This window comes from Phascolarctobacterium faecium DSM 14760, assembly GCF_003269275.1.
GTDB lineage: Bacteria > Bacillota > Negativicutes > Acidaminococcales > Acidaminococcaceae > Phascolarctobacterium > Phascolarctobacterium faecium.
The window spans coordinates 110047-125618 of the sequence record NZ_QLTS01000001.1 but is presented as its reverse complement, the minus strand read 5'-3'; the positions used below and the strand labels follow the sequence as shown (position 1 = coordinate 125618).

Below are 15572 nucleotides of genomic sequence, written 5' to 3'. Positions count from 1 at the left end.
TATGAAAATCAGAATTGCTGAATATTGCGGTTTTTGTTACGGCGTCAAACGTGCTGTAGATATGGCATATAAATTGGCTGAAGCAAATGAAGCATCTGGAACATTAGGCCCTTTGATACATAATCCGCAGCTTATCGAAGATTTAAATACCAAAGGAGTGCCTTGCCGTGAAAGCCTGGACGAATTTCAAGCTGGAGAAACTGTTGTTTTTCGCTCGCATGGAGTTGGCCCTGACGTTTACGAAGCTGCTCATGCAAAAAATCTGACTATTCTTGATGCAACCTGTCCAAATGTTAAAGCTGCACAGAAAAAAGGACAAGCTTTGGCTGAGGCTGGTTATTTACCTGTAATTATTGGTGAAAAAAATCATCCTGAAGTAAAAAGTATTGTACAATGGGCAGGAAAACATGCTATAGTTATAGAATGTATAAAAGATATAGGTAATGTACCTTTAGCAGATAAATATGGCGTTTTGATTCAAACTACCTTTGAATTGGCAAAGTTTGAAGAAATTCTGGCAGCACTTCAGAAGGAACGTTCCGGTGAATATAAAATAGAAAAAACTATTTGCCTGGCAACGTCTAAACGACAAAAGGCTGCTCTGAAGTTAGCTGATGAAGTAGACGCCTTTGTTGTAATAGGCGGCAGAAACAGTGCCAACACAAGACACTTGTATGAGCTTGTTGCAGAACACTGTAAGCGTGCTTACCATATCGAAACAGCCTCGGAATTAAACGAGGAGATGTTTAAAAACTGTCAAAATATAGGAATAACGGCAGGCGCATCAACGCCGGACCGTATAATTAAGGAGGCTATACGTGTAATGGAAAACATGGAATCTTTTGAAAGTATGCTGGAACAAAGCCTGGAGGACGCACATGTCTACCCTGGTAAGATTGTTAAAGCTACAGTCATCCAAATAGGCAAAGATGAGGTATATGTTGACTTCGGCTATATGAAAGAAGGCGCTATTGCTTTTTCACAATGGTCTAATGAAGCTCCGGAAATTTTGGCTCAAACTATTAAAATTGGTGATGAAGTGGAGGCCAAAGTTATTCCCGGTACTTCGAAAGACGATTTTATCCGTCTTTCGAAAATCAAAGCTGAACAGGATGCTGCATGGAATTATGTAGCAGATTTGGCAGAAGGTGAAAAACGCCGTGCTACTGTAAAAGTTCTGCGGATTATTAAAAACAAAATGAAAAATATTGTCGGCTTAGCTGTTGCAGTCGAAGGCGTTGAAGGTTTTATGCCTGCTTCTCATGTGGAATTACGCCGCGTAGAAGATTTTTCTGATTATATTGGTAAAGAATTGGAAGCGGAAGTTATTGAAGTTGATACGGCAAAAAAACGTTTAGTTGTTTCACGTCGTGATTTGCTTAGAAGTGAAAAAGAAGCAAAAGCCCAGGCTTGGCGTGATGCCAAAGAAGCCAGGATCCAAGCTGCTAAAGAAGCTCGTACTGCCGCAGAAGAAGCCGCTTATGCTTCTGTTGAAGAAGGACAGACAGTTACAGGCAAAGTTGTAAGAATTGCTGATTTTGGCTTGTTTGTTGAAGTTGGACAGGGGTTGGTCGGTTTAGTTCATAATACCGAGTTATCCTGGGATCGTAATGTAAAAGCAGAAGATGCTGCTAAAGTTGATGATGAAGTAACTGTACTTGTGAAAAAAATTGACCGTGAAAACAGACGCGTAGCTCTCAGTATAAAAGCTACTCAGGAAGATCCGTGGCTGACTGAAGCAGCTGCTTTTAAAGAAGGTATGGTTGTAGAAGGTACTGTAGAGAGGTTCCTGCCGTTTGGCGCTATCGTAAAACTTGCCGATAAAGTTGAAGGATTGGTCCATGTTTCTGAAATTGCTGAAACCCGTGTTGAAAAACCGGAAGACATTTTGGAAATCGGTCAAAATGTAAAAGTAAAAGTTATCAAAGTTGATTTGAAACATAAGAAGATCGGCTTAAGTATCGTTAAAGCTGTTAAAGAAGCAGAAAAAGCAGAATACAGCTCTTTTATCAATGACAAACCGGAGCTGACTCTTGATTTAAAAGAACAGCTGGAAGGTTTGAACAATTAATTAAACGGATGGTAGATATGTCGCGAGAGCAAAGAAAATTGGATCATATCAGATATGCATTGGAACTTGGAGATGGACCGCTTCCTAACGGTTTTACCGATATGCATTTTCTGCATAATTGCTTACCTGAGCTTGCTCCTGCTGATATTGATATTACAACGACGCTGGGCGGTATTAAGCTCAGCGTTCCCTTTTTGATAAATGCGATAACCGGCGGTACGGATAATGTTATCGATATCAACCGCAAGCTTGCGCAAACAGCAAAGTCAGTTGGAGCAGCTATAGCGGTCGGTTCACAATATGGAGCTGTAAAAAGTAAAAGCAGCTATCGTAGTTTTAAAGTAGTACGCGAAGTTTATCCTAATGGAGTCGTTTTTGCTAACGTCAGCGCTCTGGCAACACCGGACGAAGCAGCTGAAGCTGTTAAAATGCTTGATGCTGATGCTTTGCAGGTTCATTTGAATCCTGCCCAGGAGCTTGTGATGCCGGAAGGAGACAGAAATTTTAAAGGTCTTTTCGATAATATGCGTCGCATTTTAGAACATAGCGAAGTCCCTGTTATTGTCAAGGAAACCGGTTGCGGTATGGCAGCAGAACAAATCAAACAGATGCTTGTTTTTGGCTTTACCTGGTTTGATATCGGTGGAGCGGGAGGCACGAATTTCCCTGCAATAGAAGCAAAACGGTTTACTTCACAAAAGTCTGTTTTAGCTGAGTGGGGTATAAACACCGCTAAAACTCTTACTGAGGCTTTTTCTGTTTGCGGCCGCAATGATATTATTATAGCCAGTGGAGGAATAAGGGATGGACTGACGGCTGCGAAAGCGTTTGCTTTAAGTGCTGATGTTGTGGGGATGTCAGGGAATATTCTGCGTTATATTATAGAAAAAGACATTGAAGAAGCTCAAAGGGCATTAACAGATATCATCAATGATTTAAAAATGGTAATGCTGCTTACAGGTTCCAGTGATCTGAAAGCTTTGCGTAACGCCCCAATATATTTTACAGGTGAATTACGTGAATTTTTACTTGGCCGTAATTATGATATTTCAAAAATAAGTGCCGCCAGAAAAAGATAGTATGTTTATCCCGTTCTTCAAATAAGAACGGGATTTTTGTGTGTTTTGTCAAATTTGAAATTATAATGTATAATATTAAGATACCAAACTGTGCTTTTAGAAAGGAAAACTATGCAGGGAATCATTAGTGCCGTACGCCGTAACAGTTTAGCTGAAAATGCCGGAATCAAAGCCGGTGAAAAACTGTGTGCTGTTAATGGTGTGTCAGTACACGATATTATAGAATTAAGCTATTTAGTTGCAGACGAACAGATTGTATTGACGATTGAAGATTCGGAATGCCGACAGCGCCAGATAGTTATTGAAAAATATACTGATGAAGAATTAGGACTGGAATTTGAAGCGGCTGTTTTTGACGGGGTTACTACTTGTTATAACAATTGTGTATTCTGCTTTGTAGATCAGATGATTCCTGGTATGAGAGAATCATTATATGTACGTGATGACGATTATCGTTTATCTTTCTTATATGGTAACTTTATTACTCTTACAAATATGAAGGAAGAAGATTTTGAACAGATCATAAAGACGCATATGTCACCGCTCTATATTTCCGTACATGCAACAAGACCAGAAGTACGCTGCCAAATGATGAATAACCGTTTTGCAGGTGAATTGATGTCAAAAATCAATAGACTGGTGGAAGCTGGAATTTCCATCCATACACAAATTGTTTGCTGTCCTGGTTATAATGATGGAGAAGTGTTGGAACAAACCTATCGTGATTTGGAAGCCTTAGCGCCTATGGTGGAAACAATGGCTGTAGTTCCGGTTGGGATTACAAAGCATAGAGAACATTTGACACCGATGCGCTTGTTTTCTAAACCTGAAGCTGCCGCTATAGTTGATAAAGTTACTGTATGGCAGCAGGAATGCCGCAAAAAATTTGGAAAATCCTTCGTTTATCTGGGAGATGAGTTTTATTTATTAGCAGAAAAACAACTCCCTGATGCATCATGGTATGATGGATTTCCACAAATCGAAAATGGCATTGGTCTGAGTCGTAGTTTTATTGACGAATGGCAGCAGATCGCTGCCAAAACTGATGTTTGCAATCATAGTGTTGATGCAGTGATACCGGTTGGTACCAGTGCTTATAAAATTTTGCAGCCACTGCTGGATAATTTTAATAATAAAACTGGTTCAAAACACAGTTTTATCCCGGTAAATAACGAATTTTTCGGTGAAACTATCAATGTTACCGGATTATTAGTTGGTAAAGATATTTTAAATGCTGCCCAAGGCATGAAGAGAATTATTTTGCCTGCTGTTGTTTTGAATCAGGATAATTTGTTCTTAGATGATATGTCCTTTGATGACTTTAAAAAAGCTTTTGACGGCAAAGTAGAGCGCGCCGTTAATGCACGCGAGTTGGTTATGCTGCTTAGCAGGTAGGAGGCCGATTATGAAAGGTTATGGTTTACTGCAGGTTTATACAGGCTCAGGGAAAGGAAAAACTACTGCGGCATTGGGTGTGGCTTTGCGTGCAGCAGGCAGGGGTGCCAGAACGGTCATGCTGTCATTTCTCAAAGATGATCCTGATTATGGTGAAGCTATGGCAGCACAATACCTTCCACATTTTTTACTGAGGCAGGTTGGACGCGATGCTTTCGTAAATTTTCATAATCCAGATCCTATTGACCTTAAAATGGTTCGTAAAGGATGGGAAGAAGCAAAAAAAATTCTTATTGAAGATACTGCAGATTTACTGATTTTAGATGAACTGAATATTGTTTTGGCAACAGGAATGCTGCCATTAGAGGAAGTTATTGATTTTTTGAAAAAATATAAAGGTAAGACAGAGATCATTACAACAGGACGTAGTGCGCCTGAAGAATTGATTGATATAGCCGATTTGGTTACGGATATGCAGGAAATAAAACATTATTTCCATAAGGGCGTCAGCTCCCGTGACGGAATCGACCATTAGAGAGTGAGGATGAGAATGTTATGGGAAAACCGATAGTCGCTATCGTAGGTCGGCCAAATGTAGGTAAGTCGACATTATTTAATATTTTTGCTAACAGCAGGATTTCAATAGTTGAAGATACTCCTGGTGTAACTCGTGACCGATTGTATGCGGATACTGAATGGCTTGATAATGAATTCATGATGGTAGATACCGGCGGTATCGAAATTATGAATACTGATAAAATAGCTGTTTCTATTCGTCAGCAGGCACAGATAGCAATTGCTGAAGCAGATGTCATTTTGTTTGTTTGTGATGCGCGTGCTGGTATTACTCATGAAGACGCAGAAGTAGCTAAAATGCTGCGTCAATCGAAGAAACCAATAGTTCTTGCTATCAATAAAGCTGATTCTCCGAAACAGGAAATGGAAATTTTTGAGTTTTATAATCTTGGTATAGGTGAACCGATTCCAGTTTCAGCTGCAAATCATCTTGGACTGGGTGATTTACTGGATGCAGTTGTGGAAAAATTTCCTGAAACCTCAGCTTATGGTGAAGACGGCAATGAGGATGAAATCAAAGTGGCTTTGATTGGTCGTCCTAACGTTGGCAAATCTTCAATTTTTAATACTTTAGTAGGCGAAGAACGTTCTATCGTAAGTGACGTTGCTGGAACCACACGCGATGCTATTGATACTCCCGTAATTAGAGAAGGTCAGAAATTCCTTTTTATTGATACGGCAGGTATGCGCCGTAAAGCACGTATAGACGAGCCTATTGAGAAATACAGTATAATTCGTTCATTAAGGGCTGTAGACCGCTCAGATGTCGTTTTAATGGTTATAGATGCTATCGACGGTGTTACGGAACAGGACAAAAAAATTGCCGGATATGCGCATGAGGCTGGTAAAGGGATTGTTTTAGTAGTAAATAAATGGGATTTGTACGATAAAGATAATACGTCTACCTTACGTTATACAGAAAATCTGCGCAGGGAATTGGTATTTATGCAGTATGCTCCTGTAGTCTTTGTTTCAGCAATGACTAAACAGCGTATACACAGACTGCCGGAGGTTATTCATTATGTAGCGGAGCAGAATGCTATGCGTATTTCTACTAGCGTGCTTAACCAGGTTGTTGAAGACGCTATTGCAATCAATCCGCCGCCTACCGAAAAAGGTCAGCGATTAAAAATATTGTATGCCACACAGGTTAAAATCAAACCGCCGACATTTGTTATTTTTGTTAATGAGCCGGAAATCATGCATTTTTCGTATCAACGTTATTTAGAAAATAAATTACGCGAAGCTTTTGGTTTTGAAGGAACACCGCTGCAAATGATCATTCGCGGTAAAAACGAAGAAGAATAAGGTGGGGGAGAAATGGCAGAAGGCTTAGTATGGCTTGTTTGCTTCATTGTCGGTCACGTATTTGGTTCGATACCATGCGGGTTATGGTTAGTAAAAGCTGCTCATGGTATTGATATCAGAGAATATGGCAGTAAAAATATAGGAACAACTAACGTTTTTCGTACTGTAGGTGGTAAAACAGCTTTTTTTGTACTCTTATGCGATATGATGAAGGGGATTCTTGCTGTAGCGTTAGTGGCTTATTTTACCAATAACGCAATGGGAGGAATGGTTGCTGCCGGTATCGGAGCTTTGCTCGGACATAATTATTCTATCTTTTTAGGATTTAAGGGTGGACGCGGTGTTGCTACCGGTTTGGGACTGATTCTTTATTTTATGCCTAAAGTTTGCATTGCTAGCTTTGGAGTCTGGTTGATTTTGGTTTTACTTACGCGCTATGTTTCGCTGGGGTCTGTTGTAGCTGCCATTTGCACACCGATTTTTGCTTATTATTTTGGTTACTCTCAGCCGTTAGTAATTTTTGCTGTCGTAGCAGGAGGATTTGTTGTTATACGTCATGCAGAAAATATTAAAAGACTTTTGAATGGTACAGAAAGTAAAATAAAACAAGGTAATGCAAAAGATCTACAAAAAAAATAATAATATTGATTACAGCCGTATTTATGTACTAAAAACGGCTGTTTTTCTATTTTTATAAGAAAATCTTAAAACATATGGCTTTTACCACGAAACAATGATATAATAAAACACATGTAAAAACCATATGGACATTTAATAAAAGGGAGGACGATATCAATGTCTGACAAATCTACTTTTTACTTAGTGCGTGAAGAAATTTTACCGGAAGCAATCAAAAAAACTATTAAAGTAAAAGAAATTTTAAAACGCGGTGAAATCAAAACTATTAATGAAGCTGTTGAAAGAATGGGCTTAAGCCGCAGTGCTTATTACAAATATAAAGATTATGTATTCCCATTTTATGAAGCCAGCAAAGAGAAAATTATTACCTTATCCTTGTTGCTTGAACATAAAGCTGGTGTCCTTTCCAGAGTTTTAAACACTGTTGCCAGTGATTCCGGCAGCATTATGACTATTAACCAGGGTATCCCTTTGCAGGGTGTTGCAAATACCACTATTTCTATTGAAACAAAAGACCTTACAATTGATTTGGAAGCCTTATTAGATAAATTGCGTATGATCGACGGAGTGAAACGTTTGGAAGTTTTAGGCCAAGTTTAAGTTATATCCGTTGATGCGCTTTTAACCTTGGAGGGGATATTGTGAAAGAGTGCATTAAAGTCGGGCTTTTAGGTGCAGGAACAGTGGGCAGCGGTGTATTGACTGTTTTAGAAGAAAATACTGCTGAGATAGAAAAAAAAGTCGGTGTTCCAATCCATGTATCTAAAATTTTAGTCCGTGATATGAAAAAAGCTAAAGAATTATCAGAAAAATATCAGTTAACAGACAAAATCGAAGATATTGTTGAAGATCCTGAAATTGATATCGTAGTTGAGCTTATAGGCCGTGAGCATCCGGCGAAGGAATACATTGCCGCTGCTTTAGAACATAAAAAGAATGTTGTAACGGCTAATAAAGATGTTTTAGCAAAATACGGTAAGGAATTATTTCCATTAGCAGAAGAAAATAAAGTGGATTTTATGTTTGAAGCAAGTGTAGGCGGCGGTATTCCTATTATCAGACCCTTAAAATCCTGTTTAGCCGCTAATAAAGTTACTTCTGTAATGGGTATTGTTAATGGTACTACCAATTATATGCTGACAAAAATGTCGCAGGAAAATATGGATTATGCTGATGTTTTGCGTGAAGCGCAGGAAAAGGGGTATGCAGAATCTGATCCTACCGCAGATGTTGGTGGCTTGGATGCAGCCAGAAAACTTGTTATTCTTGCGTCAATAGCATTTAATACGCGTATTGATTTAAGTGACGTTTTAGTAGAAGGTATTGACGGGCTGGATCTATGCGATATTGAACATGGTAAAGAGCTCGGTTATGCAATTAAGCTTTTAGCTATTGCTAAAAATAATGCTGAACATGGTATTAGCGTTTGTGTGCGTCCGACGATGCTGCCGGTATCTCATCCTTTAGCTGGTGTAAATGATGTATTCAATGCCATTTTTGTTACAGGTGATGCTATCGGAGATGCGATGTTCATGGGCCGTGGAGCTGGTAAAATGCCTACAGCAAGTGCGGTCTGCGGCGATATAATTGATGTTGCACGTAATATTATTCATAAATCGAACGGACGTATTAATTGTACCTGCTTTGATGAAAAACATCTCTGCAGTTTGGAGAATATGATGTCTCCCTGTTATATACGGTTACATGTACAGGATAAGCCAGGTGTTTTAGCTGCTATTGCTGCTGCTTTTGGAGCGCAGAATGTAAGCTTAAAGAATGTTGTACAAAAGAGTAAAGTCAAGGGTGTTGCGGAATTAGTCGTTATTACTTATGATGTCTCTGAATTAAATTTACAAATGGCGGTACAAACATTGAAAGCTCTGCCGATCGTTGAAAAGGTTTGCAGTGTTATTCGTGTTGAAGATCACGACCTGGAGTAATTTTGATATGAAAAATAAAATAACTGTTATTGTTCCTGCTACATCAGCTAATTGCGGACCGGGATATGATTCCCTGGGTTTAGCCTGCAACTTGTATAACGATTTTACTTTTGAAATTTTAGATACTCCTGGGTTTGCTTTAGAGGTTATTGGCGAAGGCGAAGATCGATTGCGGGCCGGTGGCAGAAATTTAGCATTTCTGTCATTTTTGAAGGTTTGGAATGAAGTTAGAGGTACTAGAATTGGCCTTAAAGTAACGATGCAGAACCGAATCCCCTTATCACGAGGTTTGGGCAGCAGTTCTACTGCCATAGTTGCCGGACTTGTAGCGGCTAATCTGCTTACTGGATCAACTTTACCTAAAGAGCGGCTTTTAAATTATGCTACAGAAATCGAAGGACATCCTGATAATGTGGCCCCGGCACTTTTAGGCGGTATTACAATCAGTTATATGGATAGATCAGGGGCACATTCACTGCGTTTTCTGCCGCAAAAAGAGCTGCGTTTTATAGCCGTTGTACCAGACCAGCCTCTTTCCACGCATAAGGCACGTCAGGCAATACCACAGCACATTCCTCATCAGGATGCTGTTTTCAACGCCAGTCGTACTGCACTTTATGTTGGCGCGTTGATGAGCGGCAATTATCAATATCTTAATGCTGCTTTAGAAGATCGTCTGCATCAGCCTTATAGAATTCCCTTAATTACAGGTACAGAGGCAGTTTTTGAGGCAGCCAAAGCGAACGGTGCTTATGGAGCTATTATTAGTGGAGCTGGATCTACTTTGATGGCCTATGCTGATCCAGAAAAAGATTGTGATATAATTGCTGCAGCAATGACCGACGCTTTTGAAAAATATGGACAGCGTAGTACTGCTCATATTCTTAAGTTAGATTTTAATGGTGCCCGGGAAAAAGAACATAGCTGAAATTAAAATATTGCTTGACTTTTATATGCAGGATGGGTATAATACTCATTGTGATTCGGGGCGTGGCTCAGCTTGGTAGAGCGCTTCCTTGGGGTGGAAGAGGTCGTGGGTTCGAATCCCGCCGCTCCGACCATTTCGGATCGCCAGCCTTTACGGGTAACCCCCGTAAAGGCTTATTTTTTTGTCTGTGGGTAAGGAGGTTCACACCTATGATTCGTACGCTGCCTTTGGTTTGCAGTAATTGTGATAATAAATTCGTTCCTGCTGAAGAATTATATTATCGTGACAATTTTATGAGTAACAGTATTAGAGATGTGCATTTTATCTGCCCTGATTGTATAAAAAGATGGAAAGACAAATGGCGCATTAAAACAGCAGTTTTTTCTGAAAAAGATTATGTGATGACAGTGAGTATTACTTTGGAAGATGGCACAATATATAAAAATCTTGACTGTACTCCGTTAGAAGAAACTGTTGTTACAAGTGAAGAAATCCCAGAAGAAGCACAGCGGAGATTATTCAGCATTTATACTGAATGGGATTCCGAACGCAAAAAGAATTCCTTGAAAGATTGTACTTTTAAAGATGAGTTTATGCGTACAACTTTTAGCTGCGAAACCTATGGCGGCGAAAAGTTTAACGATATTGCCTTCCGTTTCAATATGAAAGGGCAAATAGAAACAGAAACACCGGTACCTGAATATGTTTTGAAACAAATAATAGATGCATATCGTTTATATGAGATGCAGAATAAAGAATAATTAGGGGGATAATATGCAGGAATTGTTGGAGAAAATTGAGAAAAGGCGCACTTTTGCCATTATTTCTCATCCTGATGCTGGTAAAACAACCTTAACTGAAAAATTGTTGCTATATGGAGGGGCTATCCATCTAGCCGGCTCAGTAAAAGCGCGAAAAAGTAATAAACATGCAGTCTCTGACTGGATGGAAATTGAAAAACAGCGTGGTATTTCCGTAACATCTTCTGTTTTACAGTTTGATTATGCTGGGCACCGCGTAAATATTCTTGATACTCCTGGCCATCAGGACTTCTCGGAAGATACTTATAGAACCCTGATGGCCGCAGACAGTGCTGTAATGCTTATTGATGCTGCTAAAGGTGTTGAACCGCAGACTAAAAAGCTGTTTTGGGTTTGCCATCGCAGGAAACTGCCAATTTTTACATTCGTTAATAAATTGGATCGTTATGGAAGAAATCCGTTTGATTTGATGGCAGAGCTAGAACAGGTTCTTGGTATTCATGCTTACCCAATTAATTGGCCTATTGGCATTGATGGTAATTATAAGGGCGTTTATGACCGTATCAAAAAGCAGATCGAACTTTTTGAGGATGATAATAGCCATGGTTCTAAAATTTTAAAATCTACTACCGGTTCTCTTGATGACCCCCAGATTATTGAGGCATTAGGGCAAGAGTTATATGATAATTTGTGCAATGATATTGAACTTCTTGATCTGGCAGGCGATGAATTTGATATGACGCGTGTAAATAATGGCGAACTGACACCGTTGTTTTTTGGCAGTGCTATGACTAATTTTGGTGTTCGCAGCTTTTTAGAGAAATTTTTAGAGCTTTCTCCACAGCCACAGCCAAGAATTTTGCAGAATGGTGAAATTTTAGATCCTTCTACAGAAGAATTTTCTGCATTTGTTTTTAAAATTCAGGCTAATATGAACCCAGCTCATCGTGACAGAATCGCTTTTATGCGTATTTGTTCCGGCGTCTTTGAAAAAGGGATGTCTGTTTATCACAAACAGGGAGGAAAAGTGGTTAAACTTTCACAGCCACAGCAGTTTTTGGCTCAGGAAAGAACTATCGTAGAAAAAGCTTATCCCGGTGATATTATAGGCGTTTTTGATCCAGGTATCTTTGGAATCGGTGATTCCTTAAGCGATGAAAAAATGAAAGTCCAATTTGAGGATTTCCCTGTTTTTCCGCCGGAAATTTTTGCCAGAGTGCAGCCAAAGGATTCTCTGAAGCGGAAACAATTTGTCAAAGGAATTACTCAATTGGCACAGGAAGGCGCTATTCAGGTCTTTGAACAAAAGGATATCGGCATCGAAAGCTTTATTGTTGGTGTTGTTGGTGTTCTTCAGCTGGAAGTATTGGAATATCGGCTTATCAATGAATACAGTGCCCAGCTTTTGATGAATCAGCTTGCTTATACCGTTGCCCGTTGGGTTTATGCGGAAGATAAAAAACTTATTGATAATATTAAAGGACTGGATAGCGGTATGCTTGTATATGACCAAAAAGACAGACCTGTTATTCTTGTTAATAACGAATGGTCATTGAACTGGATTTTAGAACGAAATCCTGGCATTCAATTTTTGACAGTTCCTTCAGATGTTGCTAAAATTTAGATATTAAAATATAAATTATGTAATAATTTAAGTAAAGTTAATTGTAAAAACTTTAAAAAGTAGTTTATGCTATAAACAGTGGCAAAAGAATTTTTGGTGAGGTGAAAAGTATGACATATAAAAACGGAACAAATAAATTCACCTTATCACAAAAAATAGTTCTTCTGATAACGTTTGTTATAGTTGCATCATTATTGCCTGCCAGTTTGCTTATAGCTCATAGAGTTTCCGGTGTCGTTGATGAACGTATAAGTGTAAATGCTGTCAGTATTACTACTTTACTCTCTCATTCGCCAGCTGTAATCCGTTCGCTGACATATGAAACTGATATCAATAATACCAATGAAACTCTGAATAATGTCGTTAACATGGCGGCCAAGTCATGTAAAGCCAGTATTATTATTTTAGACCGCAATAAAAATATACGGGTATTTCACAATCCTACTTCGATAGACGGATTTGAAGATGAAGCGCGTCAGATAGTGGCTGAACAGGGACTGAGTACTAATCTAAACTGGTATGATACTTCAGTTTTTAATGAAAAGGCAGTAGGGGTCATTCGCGATGACCGTAATACTGTTGTTGGCTATATTGTAGCTGGAGTATCACCTAAAATGATTCAGGATTTGACAGTAGAATCAGTTCTGCTGATTTTTCTGGCAAGTTTATTTGGTTTGTTTGTAGGTATAGGCGGTGCTGTTTTTTTAGCACGTCATGTAAAAGCTACTTTATTTGGATTAGAGCCTGAAGATATTGCCACATTGTTACAAGAACGCAATGCATTGCTTAATTCTGTAAAAGAGGGTGTTGTTGCAATCAATAAAGATGCTGAAATAACTTTGATTAATACTGAATCAGAGTTTTTGTTTGCTCAGGCAGGAATACCTAATCCACACACACTTCTAGGCAAACCGCTTGAAACAGTTATGAACGGATTAACGCTGGATACTGTTTTAAAAGAGGGAAGAGCAACATTGGATATGCCGGTACAGGTAGGTTCTGTTCTATTTATCGCAACTCTTGTTCCGTTATTTGACAATGGACATATCGGTGGTGCCATTATAACATTTCGTAAAAAAACGGAATTAGAAGAATTGGCTAATCAGTTGACTGGTGTACGTAATTATGCTGATGCACTAAGAGCTCAGACACATGAATTTATGAATAAAATGCATGTTATCATGGGTTTGATTGATATGAAAGCTTATGACGAGTTAAAACAGTTTACGATGGAAATTGCCAATAACCGGCAGGCTGAAGCTGCTTATGTAGTCACCAGATTAAAAGATATTACATTAGCAGGTTTTATTTTAGGGAAAATCAGCAGGGCAAGAGAATTAGATATCGAGTTTTCTTTAACAGATGAAAGCGAACTTACAACCGAATTTATTCGTCCTACAGTACAGGAGCTGATTCTTATTATTGGCAACTTGATTGAAAATGCTTTTGATGTTCTGCGTGATCATCCCAGTGAAAGAATTGTAAATCTGAGTATTTTAACCTTTGATAATGAAATAATGGTCATGGTTGAAGACTCCGGACCTGGTATTCCTGAAAATAAACTTGAAACTATCTTTGAAAAAGGTTATTCTAGTAAGGGGCCCAGACGCGGTATCGGACTTTTTTTAATAAAACAGACAGTTACCCATTTAAAAGGTACTATCGAGGTTGAATCAACCGTAGGCGAAGGTACCACGTTTACCATAAGATTACCAATCGTAAGGACGGTGAAAACATCATGATCAAAGTTTTAGTAGTAGAAGACGACCCGATGGTAGGGAAGCTTCACGAACATTATTTGACCCAAATCAAAGGTTTTCAACTATGTGATATCGTTCGCAACAGTGATGAAGCTTTGAAAATTATGCAGACTAAAGAGTACAATCTTGTCATTCTTGATATTTTTATGCCAGGAATGGATGGTCTGCAGCTGCTGGCAAAAATCAGAGAACAGGAATATGATGTCGATGTCATTATTGTATCCGCTGCCAATGATAAAGATAAGATTAAAGCAGCACTGCGGTTAGGAGCATTTGACTACATTATAAAACCTTTTGAATTTGAAAGATTTAATCTGGCGTTAAATAATTATAAGAGCCGCTATAACTTGGTTGAAGAACAGTCCATCCTTAAACAGGATGAACTTGACAAAACTATCATTCATCAGGATACAGATGTAGAAGTTACTTTACCGAAAGGTTTGGACAAGAATACTTTAAATACTGTTTGGTCTGAAATTATTAAAATCGACGGAATGTTTACTACAGAAGAAATTTCGGCTAAAGTTGGTATTTCACGTGTTTCAATCCGTAAATATTTGGAATTTCTTAAATCCTTGAAACTATTGAGCCTTGATCTTCATCGAGGCAGTGTAGGTCGTCCTGTTTACAAATACAAATGCATTGATAAAAATGCAAATATTATTGATCTATATATTCAATAAAGGTTGTTGCTGATGGAAAAAATTACTGCTATTCAGGTTTTGGATGTACCTGTGCACCCATATAGTATGGATGCGGCTGTTCAATATCTTGATGATAAGATACAAGAACAAAAGCACTCATTTGTAGTTACTGCTAACGCAGAAATTATTATGATGTGTCAAGACGATGCAGAATATAAAAATATCTTAACTAATGTTGCCGATTTAGTCCTGCCTGATGGCGCCGGTACCGTTTGGGCAGGCAGACAGTTAGGATATGCTGTGCCGGAGAGAGTTGCAGGGTTTGACTTATTTAATCGTTTACTTAATCTGGCTGCTGAGAAAGGTTATAGAGTTTTTTTCTTTGGCGCGTCGCCTGGTATAGCTGAAGCTGCAAAGAAAAAAGCAGAAAGTTTATATCCTGGTGTAACTGTAGTTGGATGCAGGGATGGTTATTTTAAAGACAGTGATAACAAGTCTATAATAGATGCCATTAATAATAGCGGCGCACAGATTTTATTTATTGCGTTGGGAGCCCCTAAACAGGAAAAATGGCTTCAGACACATCTTCAAGAGCTAAAACCTTATATTACTATGGGAATAGGCGGTAGTTTTGATGTGTTGGCCGGAAAAATGGAACGTGCACCGTTATGGATGCAAAAATATTCTTTGGAATGGCTTTTTAGGCTCTACAAACAACCGAGCCGTTTTACAAGAATGCTTGCTTTACCTAAATTTGTTATTAAAGTAATTTGTTCCAAATGAAATAAAAATGGACAAAAAGATATGGCTGTATTATAATAATGTGATGAACTAAAGGTTCATCACA

14 protein-coding genes and 1 tRNA gene are annotated in these 15572 nt (G+C 38.7%); all 15 read left to right on the top strand.

Annotated features, from left to right (window positions below):
* Position 1: 1 nt before the first annotated feature.
* The 15 genes from ispH (at position 2) to C8D73_RS00490 (ending at position 15508) form a co-directional block, all read left to right on the top strand.
* A complete protein-coding gene (ispH, locus tag C8D73_RS00560) occupies positions 2–2071 on the top strand; it encodes a 4-hydroxy-3-methylbut-2-enyl diphosphate reductase (protein ID WP_113076986.1) in 2070 nt (689 codons plus the stop codon).
* A gap of 38 nt (positions 2072–2109) precedes the next feature.
* Entirely contained in the window at positions 2110–3150 is a 1041-nt protein-coding gene (gene fni / locus C8D73_RS00555; RefSeq protein ID WP_170123140.1) for a type 2 isopentenyl-diphosphate Delta-isomerase, read from the top strand.
* 111 nt (positions 3151–3261) lie between these two features.
* Positions 3262–4545, top strand: a complete 1284-nt coding sequence (locus C8D73_RS00550) for a DUF512 domain-containing protein (RefSeq protein WP_113076984.1) — start codon at positions 3262–3264, stop codon at positions 4543–4545.
* A gap of 10 nt (positions 4546–4555) precedes the next feature.
* Positions 4556–5080: a cob(I)yrinic acid a,c-diamide adenosyltransferase gene (locus C8D73_RS00545; RefSeq protein WP_113076983.1), complete on the top strand. Its 525-nt coding sequence runs from the start codon at positions 4556–4558 to the stop codon at positions 5078–5080.
* A gap of 20 nt (positions 5081–5100) precedes the next feature.
* Positions 5101–6429, top strand: a complete 1329-nt coding sequence (gene der / locus C8D73_RS00540) for a ribosome biogenesis GTPase Der (RefSeq protein WP_021718477.1) — start codon at positions 5101–5103, stop codon at positions 6427–6429.
* 12 nt (positions 6430–6441) lie between these two features.
* Positions 6442–7068, top strand: coding sequence for a glycerol-3-phosphate 1-O-acyltransferase PlsY (gene plsY, locus C8D73_RS00535; RefSeq protein WP_021718478.1), 627 nt, complete (start codon positions 6442–6444; stop codon positions 7066–7068).
* A 156-nt stretch (positions 7069–7224) separates the two neighbouring features.
* Complete coding sequence (locus tag C8D73_RS00530; RefSeq protein WP_021718479.1) at positions 7225–7668, top strand: ACT domain-containing protein; 444 nt, start codon at positions 7225–7227, stop codon at positions 7666–7668.
* Between the two features lie 41 nt (positions 7669–7709).
* Positions 7710–9008, top strand: a complete 1299-nt coding sequence (locus tag C8D73_RS00525) for a homoserine dehydrogenase (RefSeq protein ID WP_021718480.1) — start codon at positions 7710–7712, stop codon at positions 9006–9008.
* A 7-nt stretch (positions 9009–9015) separates the two neighbouring features.
* Positions 9016–9936 (top strand): homoserine kinase, encoded by a 921-nt coding sequence (gene thrB / locus C8D73_RS00520; protein ID WP_113076982.1) that lies wholly within the window; start codon positions 9016–9018, stop codon positions 9934–9936.
* Between the two features lie 56 nt (positions 9937–9992).
* A tRNA-Pro gene (locus C8D73_RS00515) sits at positions 9993–10069 on the top strand.
* A gap of 76 nt (positions 10070–10145) precedes the next feature.
* Positions 10146–10697 carry a hypothetical protein gene (locus tag C8D73_RS00510; RefSeq protein ID WP_021718482.1) on the top strand — a complete coding sequence of 184 codons (552 nt, stop codon included), beginning with the start codon at positions 10146–10148 and terminating at the stop codon, positions 10695–10697.
* A 13-nt stretch (positions 10698–10710) separates the two neighbouring features.
* Positions 10711–12321, top strand: a complete 1611-nt coding sequence (locus C8D73_RS00505) for a peptide chain release factor 3 (protein ID WP_021718483.1) — start codon at positions 10711–10713, stop codon at positions 12319–12321.
* 110 nt (positions 12322–12431) lie between these two features.
* Complete coding sequence (locus C8D73_RS00500; protein WP_021718484.1) at positions 12432–14063, top strand: ATP-binding protein; 1632 nt, start codon at positions 12432–12434, stop codon at positions 14061–14063.
* Entirely contained in the window at positions 14060–14764 is a 705-nt protein-coding gene (locus C8D73_RS00495; protein WP_021718485.1) for a response regulator, read from the top strand. The genes C8D73_RS00500 and C8D73_RS00495 overlap by 4 nt, the downstream gene beginning before the upstream one ends.
* A 12-nt stretch (positions 14765–14776) precedes the next feature.
* A complete protein-coding gene (locus C8D73_RS00490) occupies positions 14777–15508 on the top strand; it encodes a WecB/TagA/CpsF family glycosyltransferase (RefSeq protein ID WP_021718486.1) in 732 nt (243 codons plus the stop codon).
* Positions 15509–15572: the final 64 nt, after the last annotated feature.

What these genes read in the sequence shown, in the direction of transcription:
- C8D73_RS00545 (WP_113076983.1), top strand. Translation starts at nt 4,556, where the DNA reads ATGAAAGGTTATGGTTTACTGCAGGTTTATACAGGCTCAGGGAAAGGA.
- C8D73_RS00510 (WP_021718482.1), top strand. Translation starts at nt 10,146, where the DNA reads ATGATTCGTACGCTGCCTTTGGTTTGCAGTAATTGTGATAATAAATTC.
- C8D73_RS00530 (WP_021718479.1), top strand. Translation starts at nt 7,225, where the DNA reads ATGTCTGACAAATCTACTTTTTACTTAGTGCGTGAAGAAATTTTACCG.
- der (WP_021718477.1), top strand. Translation starts at nt 5,101, where the DNA reads ATGGGAAAACCGATAGTCGCTATCGTAGGTCGGCCAAATGTAGGTAAG.
- ispH (WP_113076986.1), top strand. Translation starts at nt 2, where the DNA reads ATGAAAATCAGAATTGCTGAATATTGCGGTTTTTGTTACGGCGTCAAA.
- C8D73_RS00495 (WP_021718485.1), top strand. Translation starts at nt 14,060, where the DNA reads ATGATCAAAGTTTTAGTAGTAGAAGACGACCCGATGGTAGGGAAGCTT.
- C8D73_RS00550 (WP_113076984.1), top strand. Translation starts at nt 3,262, where the DNA reads ATGCAGGGAATCATTAGTGCCGTACGCCGTAACAGTTTAGCTGAAAAT.
- thrB (WP_113076982.1), top strand. Translation starts at nt 9,016, where the DNA reads ATGAAAAATAAAATAACTGTTATTGTTCCTGCTACATCAGCTAATTGC.
- C8D73_RS00500 (WP_021718484.1), top strand. Translation starts at nt 12,432, where the DNA reads ATGACATATAAAAACGGAACAAATAAATTCACCTTATCACAAAAAATA.
- C8D73_RS00505 (WP_021718483.1), top strand. Translation starts at nt 10,711, where the DNA reads ATGCAGGAATTGTTGGAGAAAATTGAGAAAAGGCGCACTTTTGCCATT.
- plsY (WP_021718478.1), top strand. Translation starts at nt 6,442, where the DNA reads ATGGCAGAAGGCTTAGTATGGCTTGTTTGCTTCATTGTCGGTCACGTA.
- C8D73_RS00490 (WP_021718486.1), top strand. Translation starts at nt 14,777, where the DNA reads ATGGAAAAAATTACTGCTATTCAGGTTTTGGATGTACCTGTGCACCCA.